Source organism: Albibacterium sp. (genome assembly GCF_035514885.1).
In the GTDB taxonomy this organism is placed as follows: Bacteria; Bacteroidota; Bacteroidia; order Sphingobacteriales; family Sphingobacteriaceae; genus Albibacterium.
Genome location: NZ_DATJCH010000024.1, coordinates 277,750 through 297,464 on the forward strand (window position 1 = coordinate 277,750; position 19,715 = coordinate 297,464).

The window sequence follows — 19,715 nt, forward strand, 5'->3', positions numbered from 1 at the left end:
TGACGGATAGCGAGTTTTGGATTATTTATTGACAAACCAAAGAAGATCAATTAAAAATATTATAAATGTTAGGATTCTTAAGTAAAGTTTTCGGGAGCAAGTCTGCACGAGACATAAAACACATTCAACCTTTAGTTGAAAAGATTAAAGTTGAGTACGCAAAGTTAGATTCAATCACGAATGACGAGTTGCGAAATAAAACAATTACGTTTAAGGAGAGAATAGCTGAGCACTTAAAGGAAACTGACGCAGAAATTTCTAAACTTAAAGCTGAAGCGGAACAAGCTGATCTGGAGATGTCAATAAAAACATCTTTGTATGAGCAAGTTGATAAACTTGAGAAAACGAGAGATAAGGAACTGGAAGTAGTATTGATGGAAATACTTCCGGAGGCTTTTGCAGTTGTTAAAGAAACTGCACGCCGCTTTTCTGAAAATAAAACATTGGAAGTTACAGCACATCAATTTGACAGAGATCTAGCTGCACTTCATCCGCATATAGAGATTCAAGGCGATAAAGCTATCTGGCAAAATACATGGATTGCCGCTGGCACCCCGGTTACCTGGAACATGGTTCATTATGATGTTCAGCTAATTGGTGGTATCGTACTTCATGAAGGTAAGATAGCAGAAATGGCTACAGGAGAAGGTAAAACATTGGTTGGTACTTTGCCGGCCTATCTAAATGCCTTATCCGGTCAAGGAGTTCATATCGTTACTGTCAACGATTATCTGGCACGACGTGACTCGGAGTGGAACGGACCTATCTTTGAATTTCACGGATTGAAAGTGGATTGTATTGATAAGCATCAGCCAAATTCAGAAGCTCGTAGAAAAGCTTATGCTGCAGATATTATATTTGGGACAAACAATGAATTTGGGTTTGATTATCTACGTGATAACATGACTCAGAATCCTGAAAGTCTTGTTCAGAGAAAGTTACACTATGCTATGGTGGATGAGGTTGACTCAGTATTAATTGACGATGCTCGTACACCTTTAATTATTTCCGGTCCGATTCCACGTGGGGATGAACATGAGTTTTATGAATTAAAACCAAGGATCGAGAGATTAGTAAATGCACAGAAAGCCTTTGTTAATGGTGTTCTGAATGATGCGAAGAAAGCAATCAGAGGTGGCGATACAGAACCCGAAAGCGGTGGTTTAGCATTATTACGTGCTTATAGAGGTTTGCCAAAGAATAAAGCTCTTATTAAGTTTTTAAGTGAGGGAAGCAATAAGCAGGTACTTACAAAAGCTGAGAACTTTTATATGCAAGAACAAAGTAAGCGTATGCCTGAGGTAGATGCTGAATTGTTTTTTGTAATTACTGAAAAACACAATCAAGTAGAACTTACTGAAAAGGGAATTGAATTGATTACTGCTTCTGGTGAGGATGCAGGGTTCTTTATTATGCCTGATGTTGGGTCTGAAATTGCTGAATTGGAGAAATCAGATCTAAATGCTGAGGATAAGGTTGCAAAGAAAGATGAAATCATGCGTGATTTCTCTATTAAATCTGAGCGTATTCATTCAGTAAACCAGTTATTAAAGGCATATACTTTATTTGAAAATGATGTTGAATATATTATTGATGAAGGTAAAGTAAAGATTGTAGATGAGCAAACAGGCCGTATTATGGAGGGCCGTCGTTATTCAGATGGTCTGCACCAGGCAATTGAAGCAAAAGAAAATGTAAAAGTTGAGGATGCTACTCAAACCTATGCTACTGTTACATTGCAGAACTACTTCCGCATGTATCATAAGCTTGCAGGGATGACTGGTACTGCAACGACGGAGGCGGGTGAGTTATGGCAAATTTATAAACTGGATGTTGTTGAAATTCCAACGAACGTTCCAATTCAAAGAAATGACTTGCAAGATGCGGTTTATCGTACAGCTCGTGAAAAATACAATGCAGTAGCAGAGGAAATACAGCGATTAACGGAAGCAAAAAGACCGGTATTGGTTGGTACAACATCGGTTGAAATTTCTGAATTACTAAGCCGGATGTTGAAGATACGTGGAATTAAGCACAATGTCTTAAACGCGAAATTGCACCAAAGGGAAGCAGATATTGTGGCTGAAGCTGGTCATGCAGGTACAGTAACGATTGCCACCAATATGGCTGGTCGTGGTACGGATATTAAATTAGGTGAAGGTGTTAAGGCAGCTGGAGGTTTAGCTATTATTGGTACAGAGCGTCACGAATCAAGACGTGTCGATCGTCAGTTAAGAGGTCGTGCCGGCCGTCAGGGAGACCCGGGTTCTTCACAATTCTTCGTTTCATTGGAAGATAACTTAATGCGCTTATTTGGTTCAGAAAGGATTTCCAATATCATGTTACGTATGGGAATTGAAGAGGGTGAGGTTATTCAACACTCGATGATTACCAAATCGATTGAACGTGCACAGAAGAAAGTTGAGGAGAATAACTTTGGTATTCGGAAGCGACTGTTAGAATACGATGATGTAATGAACTCTCAGAGAAGTGTAATCTATTCGAAAAGAAAGAATGCCCTTTTTGGTGAACGTTTAGATGTTGATTTAAATAATACGATTTTCGATACCATTGAAGAGATAGTGAGTGAGTGTAAGGAAGGAGGACATTATGAAGATCTTCAACTTGAGTTCATTCGTACTTTCTCTATAGATCCTGAATTAGATGAAAACATCTTTAATAATGAGGGAATATCTTCTTTAACCCATAAGCTTTTTGATAAGGTAAATGAATTTTACCACCGTAAGGCGGAAGTGATTGCCACACAAACTTTTCCGGTTTTAAAGGATGTGTATGATACTCGTGGAGAACAAATTGAAAATATTGTTGTTCCTTTTACAGACGGTACAAAAGGCATTCAAGTTACCTCTAATCTTAAGAAAGCAGTTGAATCGAATGGTAAAGAAGTTTTCAAATCATTCGAAAAAGGTGTTGTTCTTGCTTTAATTGATGAGGCATGGAAAGAGCATCTTCGTGAAATGGACGATTTGAAGCAATCGGTGCAAAATGCTGTTTATGAGCAGAAGGATCCAATCATTATTTATAAGATGGAGGCCTTTAATCTGTTTAAGGATATGCTGATTAACATGAATAAGGAAGTTGTTAGCTTCCTGTTCAAGGGAGGAATTCCTACTCAGAATCCACAGGAAGTTAGAGAGGCTAGACCTGCACCTGTTCAAAACAAAAATATTAAGGTGTCTAAACCAGAATTGGCTACAGCTGGTGGTGGTGGAAACTTTGGAGAAGATACGCGCGAAGTACAGAAAACACAGCCAATCAGAAACGATAATAAAGTTGGCAGAAATGATCCTTGTCCATGTGGCAGTGGTAAAAAGTATAAAAACTGTCATGGGATCGGACAGGTTTAATTAGATATTAATTGATATGAATTGTAAATCGGTTTTTCTTGGATTAAGCTTTCTGTTGTTTTCCTTTGCTGCTTTAGCACAAAATAAAAAGGGGAATTTAGAGATTGTTAAGGATCCGATGATCGATATTTTACAACAGAGCCGTATTGTTTTTAACAATAGCCTACCTGAAGAGGCAACTGAGGTTAAAAATGAAAAGGGTACAAGGGGTACTGCATTAGGCTTCCGTATCCAAATATTTTCTGGCTCAAGTCGTAATGAGGCTTATGCAATTCAAGCACGTTTTCAACAGCGCTATGAAAATATTAATACTTATATTACTTATACCCAGCCTAACTATCGGGTGAAAGTAGGTGATTTTCGTAGTCGTAGCGAAGCGCAGTCTTTTATGGCTGAATTGAAAAGGTCATACCCTTCTGTTTTCCTGTTTACCGAACAGATATACATATATTATTGAATTTGAAGGTTATGTTAGAAGAAGAAATTAAAGAATTAGCAAAGAAGAACTTCACAGAAGTACTTAATAATCGCAGACACCTGCATGCTAATCCTGAATTGTCTTTTGAAGAATATAATACTTCATCTTTTATTAAAAGTAAACTCGATGAGCTTGGTATTAGCTATAAAAGTATGGCTAATACAGGCATCGTTGCATTGATTAAAGGAGATAAACCCTCTTCTAATATTATTGCTTTAAGAGCAGATATTGACGCACTTCCAATTCAGGAAGTAGAAGGTCGTGAATATGGTTCTAAGAATCCGGGCGTCATGCATGCTTGCGGGCATGATGTACATACCTCGTCTTTATTAGGTACAGCTAAAATATTAACTCAACTAAAGTCCAAATTCGGAGGAACTGTTAAGCTTATTTTTCAACCGGGCGAAGAGAAGCTTCCTGGTGGAGCAAGTATTATGATTAAGGAAGGGGTATTAGAAGATCCGGTTCCTCAGGGTGTTATCGGTCAGCATGTTATGCCGTTTATTGAAGTTGGGAAAGTGGGTTTTCGCTCTGGTAAATACATGGCTTCTTCTGATGAAATTTATGTGCGAGTAACCGGTAAAGGTGGTCATGCTGCCCAACCACAGCAAAACATTGATCCCATTGTTATTACTGCTCATATCATTACTGCTCTTCAACAAATTGTGAGCCGGGTGGCTGATCCTAAAATACCTTCTGTTCTTTCCTTCGGAAAGGTTCGAGCTGATGGTGCTACAAATGTGATTCCGAATGAAGTTTATTTGGAAGGAACGTTCCGTACATTTGATGAGGACTGGAGAAAGCAAGCTCATCAAAAGATGAAAAGGATGGCTGAAGGAATGGCTGAAAGTATGGGGGCAACGTGTGACTTTGAAATTAGACACGGCTATCCTGTTTTGGTAAATGAAGAAAAATTAACTGCTTCCGTTCGATCATATGCAGCCCATTTCCTTGGTGAGGAAAATATTGTTGATCTTGATCTTTGGTTAGCAGCAGAAGATTTCGCTTATTATTCTCAAAGTGCTCATGCATGTTTCTATCGATTAGGAACAGCCAATACTCCAAAAGGAATTACATCAGCGGTACATACACCTACTTTTGATATTGATGAGAATGCATTGCAGTTAGGTACAGGATTAATGACCTATCTAGCTATAAAACAGCTTGGAAATTAATCCGGCTTATTTATAAACACAATTAATTTCCCTTTCTTTTATGAATGAATTAGAAAATAATTTAGAGACATCCTCCAATTTTATCAGTCGATTTTCCTATGATTTACTTATAGAATGGGGAGTATCAAAAGATCAGGCAACACTGGTGAATTGTTTAGTCTTATTAGGTTCATTAATAGTCCTGATATTTATTGTTCTAAGCATTGTGCGGGCAATACTTAGGTTGATTCTCAATTATATAAGTAAATCTAAAAAGTTAAAATTCTTAAATTACCTTCGGGCACACCGGTTTGCGCATTATCTGGCATTAATTGCTCCGGTTAGTTTGGTTCGTGCCGGAATACCCATTGTATTTGAGAGTTTCCCGGCATGGATTAGACCCCTGTCATTGCTAACAGATGTATATTCTGTTTTTATGGTAGTTTCTATCATTACTTCCTTTGTGAGAGCCTTGATCGATTCTCTAAAGGAATCAAATGATACATTCAAGTATCGACCAATGGAGAGTTATATTCAGGTAATGAATATTGTACTTTTCTTTTTCGGTGCTATCTTTATTTATGTCCGTTTCACTGGAGAGTCTCCTGTTGCATTCTTCGGAGTAGTGGGTGCAACATCAGCTATTTTATTATTAATATTTCAGGATACAATAAAGGGCTTTGCAGCAAGTATACAAGTTACGACCAACGATATGGTTAGAATTGGAGATTGGATTACCATGCCCAAATACGGTGCTGACGGAGATGTTTTGGAGATTACTTTAACTACGGTAAAAGTTCAAAATTTCGATAAAACCATTACTACGGTTCCAACCTACTCTCTCATTTCAGATTCATTCAATAATTGGAGAGGGATGCAGCAATCGGGAGGCCGGCGAATTAAAAGATCGATAACTGTTAAACAGACATCCATTCGTTATCTTGAGGAAGATGAACTGGATACTTTCAGGAAAATTAGAGGTATATCCGGTTATATTGATAAAAAACAATTAGAGATTGCAGAGCATAACGATAAATTAGGATTTGATAGAGACCTCCGCGTCAATGGCAGAAATTTAACTAACGCAGGTTTATTTCGTAAATATATTGAATGGTATCTCCTTACTCATCCAGGTATTAATAAGGATATGTCATTAATGGTTAGGCAATTAGAGCCAAGCAACAAGGGCTTGCCTTTTGAAATATATGCTTTCACTAATACGGTTATCTGGAAAGAATATGAAAATATTATGTCAGATATTTTTGATCATCTGATAGCAGCAGTGATGTATTTTGATTTACAAATATTTGAAGATGTTGCAGGAAGTGATGCAGAAGCCTTAAAGTTACAGAATCCGATTTGGAGGGATATAATTCCAAGTAAGGAAAAATAATTATCTTTACTTAGGAGGAAATACAGTGATAAAGCAAAGCACCATTGATCGGGTATTTGACACTATTCAGATAGAAGAGGTGGTTGGAGACTTCGTTGATTTAAAAAAGCGTGGTACCAATCTTCTTGGTCTTTGTCCTTTTCATAATGAGAAAACTCCTTCTTTTAATGTTTCAATAAGTAAAGGAATCTATAAATGTTTTGGTTGTGGAGAAGGCGGTCATGCTGTCGACTTTGTGATGAAGCATGAGAAATATTCCTATCCCGAAGCCATTCGCTACCTTGCTAAAAAGTATAATATTGAAGTAGAGGAAGATGAGCTAAGCGAAGAACAGCAGATTGTGAATGATCAGCGAGAAAGCCTTTTTATTGTAACCAATTGGGCGGCAGAGATATTTCAAAACAGTTTGTGGAATAGCAATGAAGGGAAAGCCATAGGTTTAAGTTATTTTAAGGAGCGCGGATATCGAGAGGATATTATTAAGAAATTTGAGTTAGGTTATTCTCCTGAAAGTTGGGATTACTTATATGCGAAAGCTGTACAAGCAGGGCATCAAGAAGAATATCTTGAAAAAACCGGCTTGATTATCAAGAAAGAAGGTGGTAAAACATACGATAGATTCCGGAGTCGTGTGATGTTTCCCATCCATAATCTTACGGGAAGAACATTAGGATTTGGAGGGCGGACACTTAAAACAGACAAAAAGGTTCCTAAGTATGTCAATTCTCCTGAAAGCGATATTTACCATAAATCGGCTGTTTTATACGGCTTATATTTTGCTAAGAAGTCGATTGTTACAGTTGATAATTGTTACTTAGTTGAAGGGTATGCGGATGTTATTTCCATGCATCAGGCAGGTGTTGAAAATGTAGTTGCTTCTTCGGGTACATCCCTTACAACGGAACAGATAAAGCTAATAGCCCGCTTTACGAAGAATGTAACCATGTTGTATGATGGAGATGCAGCAGGTATAAAAGCCTCTCTTAGAGGTACCGATATGCTTTTAAAGGAAGGGTTAAATGTTAAGGTATTACTCTTCAGCGATGGACATGACCCTGATTCTTATATACAGAAGTTCGGCCCAAACTCCTTTCAGGAATACGTTCAGAAAAATCAGCAAGACTTTATTTCCTTTAAGACCCAGATTCTTTTACAAGACGCAGGTAGCGATCCGATTAAGCGAGCTGAAGTTATTCGTGAAGTAGTTGAAAGTATTGCTCTGATTCCTGATCAAATCAAAGCATCTGTCTTCATACGAGATTGCAGTGTTAAGCTTGATATTGAAGAAAGGATTTTGATATCTGAGCTTAATAAAATGCGACTGCAGCAGTCAAGGAAGCATAACCCTCCACGCAATGAACCTTCATCGGACTTGCCACCAGATAATCTTTTTGATGATGGATTGCAGGAAGCAGGGAACCAATTGCCGGAAATCAATTCGAATGACTTACAAGAGCAAGAAATCATTCGCTTATTGTTGCATTATGGGGAGATGCCTGCAAGTTGGTTAGAGGAAAAGAGCTATCCGATAGCAATATTAATTTTATCCTCTTTGCAAGATGTAGAATTTACAGATCCTGCTGCGAAAAAGGTAGCTGATATTTATATTGACTATTTGAACCGACAGGAATTGCCCGAACAAAAGATATTTATAACCAATGCAGATAAAGAGGTTTCCAATCTCGTTATCTCATTACTTTCTTCTCCCTATAATCTCAGTCCCAATTGGAATGACGATAAAAGGCAGATATATGTGAAACAGGAAGTTGATAATTTAAAAGAGACCGTTTTAAAGGCTATCTTTAGAATGAAGAAGCGCAAAATTGACGAACGGATTCAGAAAGTCCGCGATGAGATGAAAGAAGAGACCAATCCGGAAAATATCGCTATATTATCACATAAATATCTTAAACTTAAGGAAGTAGAAAAGGATACTCTGACATTCTTAGGAACTGTCATCAGCAAATAATGGCAAAACATCTGGAAACCGGTCAAGTTGGAGAACTTGCTGCGTTACATTATATTGAAGATTTGGGATATAGAATCCTTGCTAAGAACTGGCGCTATAAGCATCTTGAAGTAGATTTGATAGCTATGGATGGTCCTGTGCTTTTATTTATTGAGGTTAAAACTCGCCGAAGCTCTTCATATGGGCCGCCTCACGAAGCTGTAAATTATCGAAAGCAGCAACAGCTTGATCGCGCTGCAAACCTTTACATATCCTATATTAAGCATCAAGGAGAAATTCGCTTTGATATTGTATCTGTTTTAATGGATAACTCAAATAAGCACGAGATCGAGCATATTAAAGATGCATTTTGGCCGGAGTAAGGAATTTAATGCAGAAATAATTACTTTAGTATCCTAAATAGCCTCGGCTGCATTTTTAAAACAATCATTCTGATGAAAAATATACTTTTTCTTTCTCTTCTTATATTCTTTTCTATTGCTGCCTGTACAAGTCAAAAGAAATCAACCCGCATTTCGTTTTTAAGTCCTAAACCAGGGCTTGTAAGTTTAGGAGATACCATCAAATTGCAACTTGATATTCCTGAAGACCAGGCAACAGATTCGGTATTGTACTTTGTAAACAATGAACCCATCAATAAGACTGTAGGCAACGAACCTGTATATTTCAATAGTAGTGCTCTTAGTTTCGGAGATCAGCTATTAACTGCAAAGCATTATGAAAAGGGAGCAGTAGCAGAAAGCAGTGTATCTGTAACGGTAGTTTCCAATAAAACTCCCATACAATATAGCTTTTCAGTCGTTAATACTTTTCCTCACGATGTAGGCGCCTACACGCAAGGCTTAGAATATCATGATGGAGTACTTTACGAAAGTACAGGATTGAATGGTGAGTCAAGCTTAAGAAAGGTAGATTTAAAGACCGGAAAGGTTCTTCAAGAGATTATGCTTCCTAAAGAGCTATTTGGTGAAGGTTTAACAATAGTAGATGACCATATAATCCAGCTAACCTGGAGGGCAGGATTTGGAATAGTGTATGATAAGAACACGTTTAAAAAAATCAAAGAGTTTAGCTATCAGGCAAGTAAAGAAGGATGGGGATTGTGCTATGATGGTGAGAAATTATTTAAATCTGATGGTACCAGCCGAATTTACTTTCTGGACAAAAACACCTATGCAGAAACGGGTAAATACATTGATGTGTACAATGATAGAGGACCTATAGATGCCATTAATGAGTTGGAATACATTGATGGAAAAATATTTGCCAATGTATATCAATCAGATAAAATATTGATCATTGATCCTTTGACAGGACAGGTGGAGGGCGAGCTGAATATGATCGGTCTTCTTCCACAGAAAGACCATACACAAGATACAGATGTTCTCAACGGTATTGCCTACGACCGTCAAAGCAAACGTATTTACGTTACCGGAAAGAAATGGAATACTTTGTTTGAAATTAAAATGTTAGAGCGGTAATATCTGGTTATTCCCTACTCAATTCAGGTATAACTAATTTTGGTAAAGTCGGAGCTTTTGGGCGACCATCTGCATTAAATTTTTCGAAAGCTCTCTTAATGTAACTAGTTGCATCGTACTCATTCCAGTTCTTTACTAAGCTGCTGGAGGGACGATAGATCAACATGAAATTAGTTAAGTCTTCATCTTTCAGGTCAGTTAAAGAAGCAACTAAAGATTTATTAAACTTTCGATCTACTGAAAGCTCTCCCTGTTCATAGTTTACATATTCCTGGAAGCGTCTTACTCGCTTACCTGTTTTTCCAAAAGCTTCATGAAGTGCCGAAATGGGATTAAAAATATAGGCCAGCACAGGTGGCTTTCCTTCATAATAGCTACCCTGTTTACGATAATCGTTCATCACACCTTGCAATTCTTGCTCTTTTGTTGTTCCATATACATTGACTGCCTTAAGCTCTGTAATTCCTTTTAAACGAACAACAATATCATCAGCTGAGGAGATAACAATGTTTTGTTCATTATAACCTGTACTGGCAATCTTTAAAGTATCACCAATAATGCCTGCGATATTAAATATACCTAAGCCATCGCTTACTACAGACTGTTGTGTACGCAGGTTTGTGATTTCTGCATTACCAATTCGAACTTCTGTTGCATAATCTAATACCACCCCTCGCATCGCTTCTTGTCCAAACACAGTGTTAGGGAGTAAGAAACAAGCAATTATTATATATTTAATTAAACAATTCATTTTCTGTAATATCGGGTAAACTTAGGTAAATCGCCACAAAGAATATGCTAAAAAATGTTAAAAGGGACTTTGATGTCTTTGTGGAAGCTTACAAAACAATAGAAATTAATTTATCTTTGCGAATGATTAAATCAATGACCGGATTCGGTACCGCAAATTTCGACAATGAGCAAGGCCATTATGCTGTTGAAATTAAATCGCTAAACTCCAAGTTTTTAGAGCTAAGCCTTAAGATCCCAAAGGCATTTGCAGATAAAGAGTTATTCATAAGGAATGAATGTACCAGACTGTTAGAGCGTGGGAAAATTAGTATCAGTATTAGTGCAGAACAAAATGATTCAACTACATCTGCCGCAACCATAAACAAACCTTTATTAACACATTACTTCAATGAATTGAAAGCTATTGCCGAGAGCTTAGGTACATCGCATGCAGATTTGTTAAAAACAGCTCTTAATTTTCCTGATGTAGTTAGCTATAAAGAAGAAAAAGCAGACGATAAGGAGTGGGAAAAAGTTTATGAGGTTTTTTTATTGGCGGTTAAGGAGTTTCAACAATTCAGAATGGACGAAGGGGCTGTTTTAAAAACAGACTTGGCTATGCGTTCTAATAAATTGTTGGAACTACTTAGTCACGTTGAAGCAAAGGAAACGACACGTATACCTTTGATCCGTGAGAAACTGAGTCATTATCTTGAGGAAACTGTGGGTAAAGAGAATGTAGATAAGAATCGTTTCGAACAGGAGTTGATTTATTATATTGATAAACTGGATATCACGGAAGAGAAGGTTAGACTAAGAAGTCATTGTAATTATTTTATTAAAGCCTTGGAAAGTGAAGATGCTAACGGAAAGAAACTTGGCTTTATATCGCAGGAAATGGGACGTGAAATCAACACAATAGGTTCCAAGGCAAACAATGCTGAGATTCAGCAAACCGTTGTGCAGATGAAAGAGGAGTTAGAAAAGATCAAGGAGCAACTATTGAACGTTTTGTAGTATGGAAGAAGGTAAACTTATAATATTCTCAGCTCCTTCAGGAGCAGGTAAGACCACGATCGTTAAACATTTACTAGGTAAGTACCCAGATAAATTATCTTTTTCAATTTCAGCGAGTACCCGTCAGGCACGTAGCAATGAAGTAGATGGGAAAGACTATTATTTTATTTCCAAAGAGGCTTTCCTTCACAAAATTGCTCACCAGGAGTTTGTTGAATTTGAAGAAGTATATTCTGGAACTTTTTATGGAACCCTACGCTCTGAAATAGATAGAATCTGGGCAAGTGGAAAAATCGTTATATTTGATATTGATGTTATTGGTGGATTGCGGTTAAAAAAGAAGTTTGGTAAGCAGGCACTGGCAATCTTTGTTCAACCACCATCGCTTGATGTATTAATACATCGTTTACGTTCCAGAGGAACTGATAGTGAGGATAAATTGATGGAGCGCATTGCAAAGGCAGATAAGGAATTAAAATTCTCAAGTGAGTTTGACATCATTCTTGAAAATGATAACCTTGGAGATGCATGCATTCAGGCAGAAAAGCTCGTAGAGGGTTTTTATACAAACAAGTTAGTAGTCAATGAGTAAAGTAGGTTTGTTCTTTGGGTCTTTTAATCCCATTCATGTCGGTCATCTGATAATTGCCAATTACATGGCTAATCATTCAGATTTATCCGAGGTGTGGTTAATGGTATCTCCTCACAATCCTTTAAAGAAAAAAGACAGCCTTGCAAATATGTACGACCGTCTTGAAATGGTTAATCTGGCACTTGAAGGCACAGAAAATATAAAAAGCAGTGATTTTGAATTCAGACTTAAGCAACCCTCCTATACGATTGATACTTTAACCCATTTAAAAGAACGTTATCCTCAAAAGGAATTTGTTCTGATCATGGGTTCCGATAATCTGGTGAGTTTAAAGAAGTGGAAAAATTATGAGATTATTCTTCGCGATTATCATATCTATATTTATCCACGGCCAGATTTCTACGACGAGGAAATGGCAAAACATCCATCCATCACTATTACTCAAACACCCTTAATGGAATTGTCCTCTACTTTCATCCGCAAGTCGGTGGCAGCTAATAAAAACATAAAGTACTTTTTACCCGATGCGGTAATAGATTTTATCGACAAAAAAGGTTTGTATCGTTAAAATTTCCATCTCATTACACCGATCATATAGGTGTCAATCAGACCGGTATTGACAACATCGTGAATATAGGCAATATACATATCGGGCCGCACAAGGATCATTTTATTCTGATCCTTTTTTACCTCAAAAGCATCAAAGACCGCTTGGTTTTTAGAAGAATATGGTAAATAAAATAGCTGCATATAACGAGTGTATTTCTGCTTCATCCATTGTGCCAGAATAAAAAGAGAATTATTGCTCAAGTTTCCTAGAACCAATAAAACGAAGCCAGGCCGTTTACACCATTGAAATAAATCGGTTTCTTCCTGCTTCTTTTCATCATAAACATTAATAAAAGGTAATTTATCTCCCGCCTTAATCTTTCTTCCACGAGAATGATGTACAGATAAATTGCTCTTTTGATAGTTGGAGTCTACATCATACCAATCGCTCTTCTGTAAGAGTTTTTTTATCAAGTATTTACGCCTGTCATAAGATAAAACGGATGAACCTTTAAAAAGCTTAAAGAGCCAGCGATCTTTTTTAAAACGTGCATCGCTTATTTTTTTCCTTTCTTCCTCATAAGAACTTAGCATCGATTCTTCTTGTTTGTCCAAACATACATTTGCAAGTTTCCAACCGATATTGTACGCATCCTGAAGGCCGCTATTAATCTCATAGCCCACAAACCCGGACTGTTTAAAGACAGCATTTCCAATTAAAAGAGATCGTTGTTTATAGCTTTCATTGGCTAAAAAGGATTGTAGAACATCGGTTCTATGCCACTCATCTGATACAACAGGAATAGAAAAGCCCATCGTTTGATCCAAAGCATCTTTAATATCCTTAAACGCCATTTCTGATGGGCTGCTTTGTGGTAAAGTGCCCACGAAATCATAGCTTCCCGAATCATTAATAGGTGTAGCAAATGCAAAGCTATTTTTCTTTAAAAACAGGTGCTGATTACGATTATGCAACTCATCTGTCCTGAGAACCAGTTGATATATAGGATGCTTAGAGGCCCAATGCTTATAAGAGATTCCTAAATTTTCTTTTATATCAAATTGTTCTTTTTCAGCAACGATTAGCCATTTGAAAATTCTATTAATAATCTCTCCATCTTTGTTCAATTCAATTTTAACGGTGCTTGAATCTTGGTTGAAGGCCGTTAATTGTGAATTCCAGTAAATTGGACAAGCTTTGACTGCCAGATAATTTATTAGTAACTCCTCAATTTTACGCTGTTCTATATTTAACAGAGAAGCCGACCCCGAGTCTAAAACCCATTGAGCATAGCTAATGTAATTAATAACTTCTCTTTCAACCTGGATAGTAAGTCCGTCGCACTCTAAACTTGCATGCAATAATTCTTTAGCCAAGCCCAACTGGTTGAATATTTCAAATGTTCTAGGTTGAAGAAGAATGGATGGTGATACCTTTGAAGAGGATGATTTGCTGTCGATAATCACAGGATGAATACCAAATCTCAATAATTGGGCTGCAAGAAGTAGTCCAGCCGGACTGGCCCCAATTATTAAAACAGAATCTGTCTCACCAATAATATTCATTTAAAATAATAAAAAGATTGCGGGAATCTTATGAAGGTCAATCTTTCTTTTCTTCCAGTCCTTTATCGATTCACTGATAATAAGTTCATCCTCTCCTGTTAAATTGCAGGCAACGCATAGCATTCTTTGATCGTTGCAGGTGTTCAATATGGTTTCCAGCATGCGATTGTTTCTGAATGGAGTTTCTATAAAGATCTGTGTTTGATGTTTTTTTAAAGCATCCTGCTCTAATTGCATTAATCTTTTTGCACGAGGCTCCTTATCTATTGGGAGGTAACCATGGAACGCAAAACTTTGTCCATTAAACCCCGATGCCATTAAACCCAACATAATAGAGCTGGGTCCTACAAGTGGAGAAACCTTTATGCCTAATTTATGAGCATGAGCAATAATGTCCGCACCGGGATCTGCAATCCCAGGACAGCCTGCCTCGCTCATTAAACCTACATCCTTGCCCGCCAAAAGACCTTTAAAGAAAACGTTGATGGAAGAACGATCTCTTTTATGTTTCCCATAGTCATGAATTGTCAGATTGCTTTGCGGTGTCTTTAATCCGGCCTCTTTTAGGAATCTTCGTGCAGTTTTTTCATTTTCTACGATATACTCATCAATATGATTAATGGTTTCACTCAGGTATGGAGTAAAGGAAGCAGCAGCTGCTGAAGGTGCTAAAGGAACAGGTATTAAAAAAAGACGGCCTTTTTTCATCAGAATAAATTGTTTTCTAGTGGTGATGAAGCTTCATGAGTAATCTTCTCATTTCGATTTGTGAATTTATCAAACACATGATGCTTTCAATAGTACAAATATGATGTTTTATCAGATAAGCAATCTATGAAAATTAAAAAAGAAAAAGGGAGATCGCTATAATCTCCCTTTTTCTAAAAAATCAACATAAAAAAATCAACAATTAAAATTTTTTGTTTTCTTAAAGCTTAACCTTTAAACACTTGACTGAAACAGATGGATTGGCTTCTAAATAGGCTTTAAGTACGTTCCCTTAACTAGTGTTAAATTTAACAAAATATCCTCTATTGTTTTAATTAAGTTTTCAACAAAAAAAGGGTTGTTAACAATTTAGTGTTAACAACCCACTTACTTACTTATAATCTAAAAACTATTTATCGATAGATCCCAGAACGCGTTTCATAAAGCTATTTAATGCTTCTTTTTTATCCAGTCCTTCGTTTTTGATAAGCTTATCAACCTCCAATGCACCATACATATTGGAAAGAAGCTCTCCTATCACATCTAATTCTTCATCTTTTAAACCAGGAGCATCAATTATAGACTCCAATGTTTCAATGGTTTCGATTACAAAGTCTTCGTCATTATCCTCAATAAATTGAGTCAAATGCTTAATTACTGGTAATTTCATTTATCAATTGTGCTAAAGGCTCTAACTTATTCGTTTGTACTTGGTTTATCAATTTACCATCTTTAAAAGTGGCGAAAGTAGGCAGGTTATTTACATTTGCTAACTTTCTTGATTCTGGAAAATTCTCCGCATCTGCAATAATAAACTTGTAATTCTCGTTTTCAGAAGCCATCTTTTTAAATTTAGGCTTCATGATTTTGCAGTTTCCGCACCATGACGCTGAGTATTGCACAACTACAATATCATTATCATTAACTAATTCTGCTAAATTATCTTTATCTAATTCTAATATCATCTTTTTATTTTTTAGTGAGCAGCTAAATAACTTGCAACTCCATCACGATTCGCATTCATTGCATCTTTTCCTTCTTCCCAGTTTGCCGGACAAACTTCGCCGAATTTCTGAACATGAGCATAAGCATCAATTAAACGAATGTATTCTTTTACATTTCTACCTAAAGGCATATCATTCACACTTTCATGGAAAACTTTACCTGTTTCGTCTATTAAGTAAGTAGCTCTGTAAGAAACATTGGATCCTTCAATAATCATGGTATCCAACTCTTCATCATATTCAGCTTTTTGAACGTCTAAAATTCCCAAGACATTGGATAGGTTGCGGGTAGTATCTGCAATAATCGGGTAAGTAACTCCTTCGATACCACCGTTATCCTTAGCTGTGTTTAACCATGCAAAGTGTACTTCATTGGTATCACATGAGGCGCCGATTACAATTGTATTACGTTTTTCAAACTCAGGAAGCGCATCTTGAAAAGCATGTAATTCTGTTGGACAAACAAAAGTAAAATCTTTTGGATACCAGAATAATAAAACTTTTTTACCTTTTGCACTAGCTTCTTGAAATATATTGATTTTTAAATCATCACCCATATAATCCATCGCATCCACTGTAATGTTGGGGAAATTCTTTCCTACTAAACTCATAATTTTATTTTCTTTTTATTGTTCTTTTTTGATGGTGCAAATATACTGAAAGCGCCTCTCAAAAGCTATCTTTTATATTGATACCTTATAGGTATAATCTATAGTGACAGTGGGATGATATTGTTAAAAACAATACTTGTCTTTATTCTGTGAATTTACAAATATTTACAAATAATCATGGAAATATTATTCGAAATCGTACTTTTGCGAACTATGGCCTCGTAGTTCAACGGATAGAATAGAAGTTTCCTAAACTTTAGATATGAGTTCGATTCTCGTCGAGGCCACAAGTAAATTACAATTACCACAGATGACATTTAAAAAAGGGAAAGGAGTTTTTAAATTCTTTTCCTTTTTTATTAAAAAGGATTTAAAATCCTATGGATACGAAATAATTGAATTTCAATAAACCTTAAACTCTGCCTTTTTGATATAACCACCTATTACGGTCCATTTAGTCTAAAGCCAGTGAATGCTATAGCAGAATTTTTAAGTTAAATATCATTGCGTAAAAAGTACAGATTAGGTTTGGGAATATGGATTTAGTATTTTACTTTTAGTATGTTAAATATACAGAATAGTACCTGGTGCTGTTATGCTAATACTTAACCAGAATCAATCAATTTTACAACTTATAAAACAACTATTATGAAAAAGCTAAGCTTACTATTCGCCATCGTTATGGGGTTATTTATAACCTTGGATACGAGTGCTCAAACTACTGCCGATACCTTTGAAGGTAAATGGAAAGTAACCATTTTCGATACGCCTAGTGGTGATGCTCAATTGACTTTTGTATTTGAGAAAAAAGAAGGAAAATTAAGCGGTGTGGTCTTGGATCCGAATGGTGTGGAAATGTCTAAAGTTACCGAAATTGCTTTAGTTGAGAATGATAAGAGGCTTTATGGCAATTTCGTTGCAGAAAGTTATGATCTTAACATTATGCTTGATCTTGTGGATAGTGATCACGTTAAAGGTAATGTAATGGATATGTTCGATGCGAGTGGGGTTCGTATCAAAGCAGAGTCAGTTATGTAAAAGGGGAAGATCAATAAATAAAAAAGGGAAAGATGTAAAACATCTTTCCCTTTTTTAATGGAATGAATTTCATTCCTATTCTTAATTAGATTTTGTTGTTAAAGTGCGAGTGTTTGCGGTTTTTCTTTTCCATTATGGCAAGTATTACATGAGATAGCAAGCATCGCTCCATCCATTCCTGGTTCATGAAAGTACTTTTTATTAATTTTTGCTGTCATCTTCATCATCTTTCTGGCCATTAATTTCTCTGGTTTTTCGTCACTGGCGAAATCAAGTTTCTTCGGATCATCAGCTCGTGAAGCATGGCAAAATCCACATTTGACACCTAAGGCAACTTTAAACCCATCCATCACTTCATCAATTTCGTCTTTGGTAATGTTCTTTGGAAGAACCTTCAGGTTTTGGGCTTTAAATTCCGGGTGTGGCTGTTGAGGTTCAGGTTGTTGAGGCATAAATGCGCTTAACATCAAGCCAATTGCAACAACGAATAATAGGATTAGGGAGGTTCTATATTTCATAATTCGTCATAATTAAGTAAATTTTATTACTAATGTATAGATAATAGTAGTAAAAAGTATAATGCCGTCTGTAATTTTTTAATAGTAAAAACTTAAATATCTAGCAGTATAAGAACCTTACCTTTTTAGTCTGATTTCCATTAATATTGAACTAGCAACTGTACAATAGCTCAAAGGATTTTCTTCGGACGTGGTAGGGACCTTCTTCGGACTTCCTAGGGGCAAATGCCTTTAAAGTCCGAAGAAGGTCCCTGCTATATTTTTAGAATATCCTAATTATACTCTAACGAATTAGAATGATCAGTTGGGCTATTCTTATTCGTATCTGAGTGCTTCAATTGGATCCAGTCCGGAAGCTTTTAATGCTGGGTAGTAGCCGAAAAATATTCCGGTTAAAGCGCAAACAAAAAAGGAGATAATGATGGAAGAATCTGAGATCGCCGCAGGCCAGCTTAATAAAGATGAAATAATCAATGATGCTGATACACCAAGAGCCACGCCTATTACTCCTCCGGTGATACTGATCATGATTGCTTCAATTAGAAATTGAAGAAGTATATCGACACCTCTTGCTCCGATAGACATTCTTAATCCGATTTCACGGGTTCTTTCAGTTACCGAAACATACATGATATTCATAATTCCGATACCACCTATCACCAGGGAAATTCCAGCTACTGCAGTTAATAAAGTTGTCAGCATACTGCTTATTGAGTTCAGGGTTGACATCAGTTCTTCCTGAGTTCTTATTTGGAAGTCATCTTCCTGATCAACTCTTAGTCGGTGAGTGACACGAAGTACATTTGTAGCATCGTTTACTGCAGCTATCGAAGCATCCTCACTTATTGCAGAAGCATATATGCTACTAAAGTAAATAGAAGAAAGCAGTCTCTTTTGTACGGTAGTGTAAGGAGACAGAATAATATCATCCTGATCTTGTCCGAAATTGCTTTGTCCTTTTGAGGCAAGTGTTCCGATTACCTGCATCGGAATTTTGTTGAAACGAATGATCTTTCCTATGGGATTTTCTCCATTGGGAAACAGATTATCTACTACCGTTTGTCCCAATAAACACACTTTGGCTGATGATTTTACATCTTCTTCTGAAAATGGAATGCCGTCCTTTATCTCGAGTTTACGAATATCGAGGTATTCAGGGCTTACACCTTGTATACTTGTAGGCCAATTGGATGCACCGTTAATAGCCTGACCACTTGCTGATGCCAGAGGGGATATTTTATCAATATTTGGTGCATCTTTTTCCAATGCTTCAACATCTGCAATTGTTAAGTTTTTAAGGTTGCTTCCCATCATGGTAGCACCTCCTGGTTCATTACTATAGGGTGTAATGGTGATCATATTAGAACCCATACTGGATAGAGATTCATTGATACTAAGCTTAGAGCCTTCTCCAATAGACATCATTGTTATTACAGCTGCTACACCAATGATTATACCTAACATGGTAAGCAATGCTCGCAGCTTGTTGCGTTGCAATGCTCTGATCGCTAGTCTTATAAGGTTTGTTATTTTCATG

Annotated in this window: 19 protein-coding genes and 1 tRNA gene; 12 read left to right on the top strand and 8 right to left on the bottom strand. The window is 36.7% G+C overall.

The window, feature by feature from the left end; all coding sequences use genetic code 11:
• Nucleotides 1-65: 65 nt before the first annotated feature.
• From secA to VL047_RS12395, 7 genes are all read left to right on the top strand, one after another.
• Nucleotides 66-3,368 (top strand): preprotein translocase subunit SecA, encoded by a 3,303-nt coding sequence (gene secA / locus VL047_RS12365; protein WP_325361001.1) that lies wholly within the window; start codon nucleotides 66-68, stop codon nucleotides 3,366-3,368.
• 16 nt (nucleotides 3,369-3,384) lie between these two features.
• Nucleotides 3,385-3,825, top strand: a complete 441-nt coding sequence (locus tag VL047_RS12370) for an SPOR domain-containing protein (RefSeq protein WP_325361003.1) — start codon at nucleotides 3,385-3,387, stop codon at nucleotides 3,823-3,825.
• Nucleotides 3,826-3,836: 11 nt separating this feature from the next.
• Nucleotides 3,837-5,021 (top strand): M20 family metallopeptidase, encoded by a 1,185-nt coding sequence (locus tag VL047_RS12375; RefSeq protein WP_325361005.1) that lies wholly within the window; start codon nucleotides 3,837-3,839, stop codon nucleotides 5,019-5,021.
• A 40-nt stretch (nucleotides 5,022-5,061) separates the two neighbouring features.
• Nucleotides 5,062-6,393, top strand: a complete 1,332-nt coding sequence (locus tag VL047_RS12380) for a mechanosensitive ion channel family protein (protein WP_325361007.1) — start codon at nucleotides 5,062-5,064, stop codon at nucleotides 6,391-6,393.
• A gap of 25 nt (nucleotides 6,394-6,418) precedes the next feature.
• Complete coding sequence (gene dnaG / locus VL047_RS12385) at nucleotides 6,419-8,362, top strand: DNA primase (RefSeq protein ID WP_325361009.1); 1,944 nt, start codon at nucleotides 6,419-6,421, stop codon at nucleotides 8,360-8,362.
• Nucleotides 8,362-8,724 carry a YraN family protein gene (locus VL047_RS12390; protein ID WP_325361010.1) on the top strand — a complete coding sequence of 121 codons (363 nt, stop codon included), beginning with the start codon at nucleotides 8,362-8,364 and terminating at the stop codon, nucleotides 8,722-8,724. The genes dnaG and VL047_RS12390 overlap by 1 nt, the downstream gene beginning before the upstream one ends.
• A 72-nt stretch (nucleotides 8,725-8,796) precedes the next feature.
• Nucleotides 8,797-9,843 (top strand): glutaminyl-peptide cyclotransferase, encoded by a 1,047-nt coding sequence (locus VL047_RS12395; protein WP_325361012.1) that lies wholly within the window; start codon nucleotides 8,797-8,799, stop codon nucleotides 9,841-9,843.
• A 7-nt stretch (nucleotides 9,844-9,850) separates the two neighbouring features.
• Here VL047_RS12395 and VL047_RS12400 read toward each other — a convergent pair whose 3' ends face one another.
• The gene (locus VL047_RS12400) at nucleotides 9,851-10,594 is read right to left on the bottom strand and encodes a hypothetical protein (RefSeq protein WP_325361013.1); all 744 of its coding nucleotides are present in this window, start codon (nucleotides 10,592-10,594) and stop codon (nucleotides 9,851-9,853) included.
• A 122-nt stretch (nucleotides 10,595-10,716) separates the two neighbouring features.
• Here VL047_RS12400 and VL047_RS12405 point away from each other — a divergent pair, with 122 nt between their 5' ends.
• Genes VL047_RS12405 through nadD form a run of 3 tightly spaced genes read left to right on the top strand, consistent with a single transcriptional unit; the run spans nucleotide 10,717 to nucleotide 12,752 of the window.
• On the top strand, nucleotides 10,717-11,592 hold the full coding sequence (locus tag VL047_RS12405) for a YicC/YloC family endoribonuclease (protein ID WP_325361015.1): 876 nt from the start codon (nucleotides 10,717-10,719) through the stop codon (nucleotides 11,590-11,592).
• Between the two features lies 1 nt (nucleotide 11,593).
• On the top strand, nucleotides 11,594-12,184 hold the full coding sequence (gmk, locus tag VL047_RS12410) for a guanylate kinase (protein ID WP_325361016.1): 591 nt from the start codon (nucleotides 11,594-11,596) through the stop codon (nucleotides 12,182-12,184).
• Entirely contained in the window at nucleotides 12,177-12,752 is a 576-nt protein-coding gene (nadD, locus tag VL047_RS12415) for a nicotinate (nicotinamide) nucleotide adenylyltransferase (protein ID WP_325361017.1), read from the top strand. Before gmk ends, nadD begins: the two co-directional genes overlap by 8 nt.
• On the opposite strand, the gene VL047_RS12420 is transcribed toward nadD, so the two are convergent.
• The 5 genes from VL047_RS12420 to VL047_RS12440 all read right to left on the bottom strand — a co-directional run bounded on the left by VL047_RS12420 (nucleotide 12,749) and on the right by VL047_RS12440 (nucleotide 16,622).
• Complete coding sequence (locus VL047_RS12420; RefSeq protein ID WP_325361019.1) at nucleotides 12,749-14,299, bottom strand: FAD-dependent monooxygenase; 1,551 nt, start codon at nucleotides 14,297-14,299, stop codon at nucleotides 12,749-12,751. The genes nadD and VL047_RS12420 overlap by 4 nt on opposite strands.
• Nucleotides 14,300-15,007, bottom strand: coding sequence for an SAM-dependent methyltransferase (locus VL047_RS12425; protein WP_325361021.1), 708 nt, complete (start codon nucleotides 15,005-15,007; stop codon nucleotides 14,300-14,302). It lies immediately after the preceding gene.
• Nucleotides 15,008-15,416: 409 nt separating this feature from the next.
• Nucleotides 15,417-15,677, bottom strand: coding sequence for a DUF6952 family protein (locus tag VL047_RS12430; protein ID WP_325361023.1), 261 nt, complete (start codon nucleotides 15,675-15,677; stop codon nucleotides 15,417-15,419).
• A complete protein-coding gene (locus tag VL047_RS12435; protein ID WP_325361025.1) occupies nucleotides 15,658-15,972 on the bottom strand; it encodes a thioredoxin family protein in 315 nt (104 codons plus the stop codon). The genes VL047_RS12430 and VL047_RS12435 overlap by 20 nt, the downstream gene beginning before the upstream one ends.
• A gap of 11 nt (nucleotides 15,973-15,983) precedes the next feature.
• Complete coding sequence (locus VL047_RS12440; protein WP_325361026.1) at nucleotides 15,984-16,622, bottom strand: peroxiredoxin; 639 nt, start codon at nucleotides 16,620-16,622, stop codon at nucleotides 15,984-15,986.
• 215 nt (nucleotides 16,623-16,837) lie between these two features.
• Between VL047_RS12440 and VL047_RS12445 the strand changes: the two genes are divergently transcribed.
• A tRNA-Arg gene (locus tag VL047_RS12445) sits at nucleotides 16,838-16,909 on the top strand.
• Between the two features lie 361 nt (nucleotides 16,910-17,270).
• The gene (locus tag VL047_RS12450; RefSeq protein ID WP_325361028.1) at nucleotides 17,271-17,660 is read left to right on the top strand and encodes a hypothetical protein; all 390 of its coding nucleotides are present in this window, start codon (nucleotides 17,271-17,273) and stop codon (nucleotides 17,658-17,660) included.
• A gap of 98 nt (nucleotides 17,661-17,758) precedes the next feature.
• Here the strand turns inward: VL047_RS12450 and VL047_RS12455 are convergent, their stop codons facing one another.
• The gene (locus tag VL047_RS12455) at nucleotides 17,759-18,178 is read right to left on the bottom strand and encodes a c-type cytochrome (RefSeq protein ID WP_325361029.1); all 420 of its coding nucleotides are present in this window, start codon (nucleotides 18,176-18,178) and stop codon (nucleotides 17,759-17,761) included.
• Between the two features lie 315 nt (nucleotides 18,179-18,493).
• Nucleotides 18,494-19,714 carry an ABC transporter permease gene (locus tag VL047_RS12460; protein ID WP_325361031.1) on the bottom strand — a complete coding sequence of 407 codons (1,221 nt, stop codon included), beginning with the start codon at nucleotides 19,712-19,714 and terminating at the stop codon, nucleotides 18,494-18,496.
• Nucleotide 19,715: the final 1 nt, after the last annotated feature.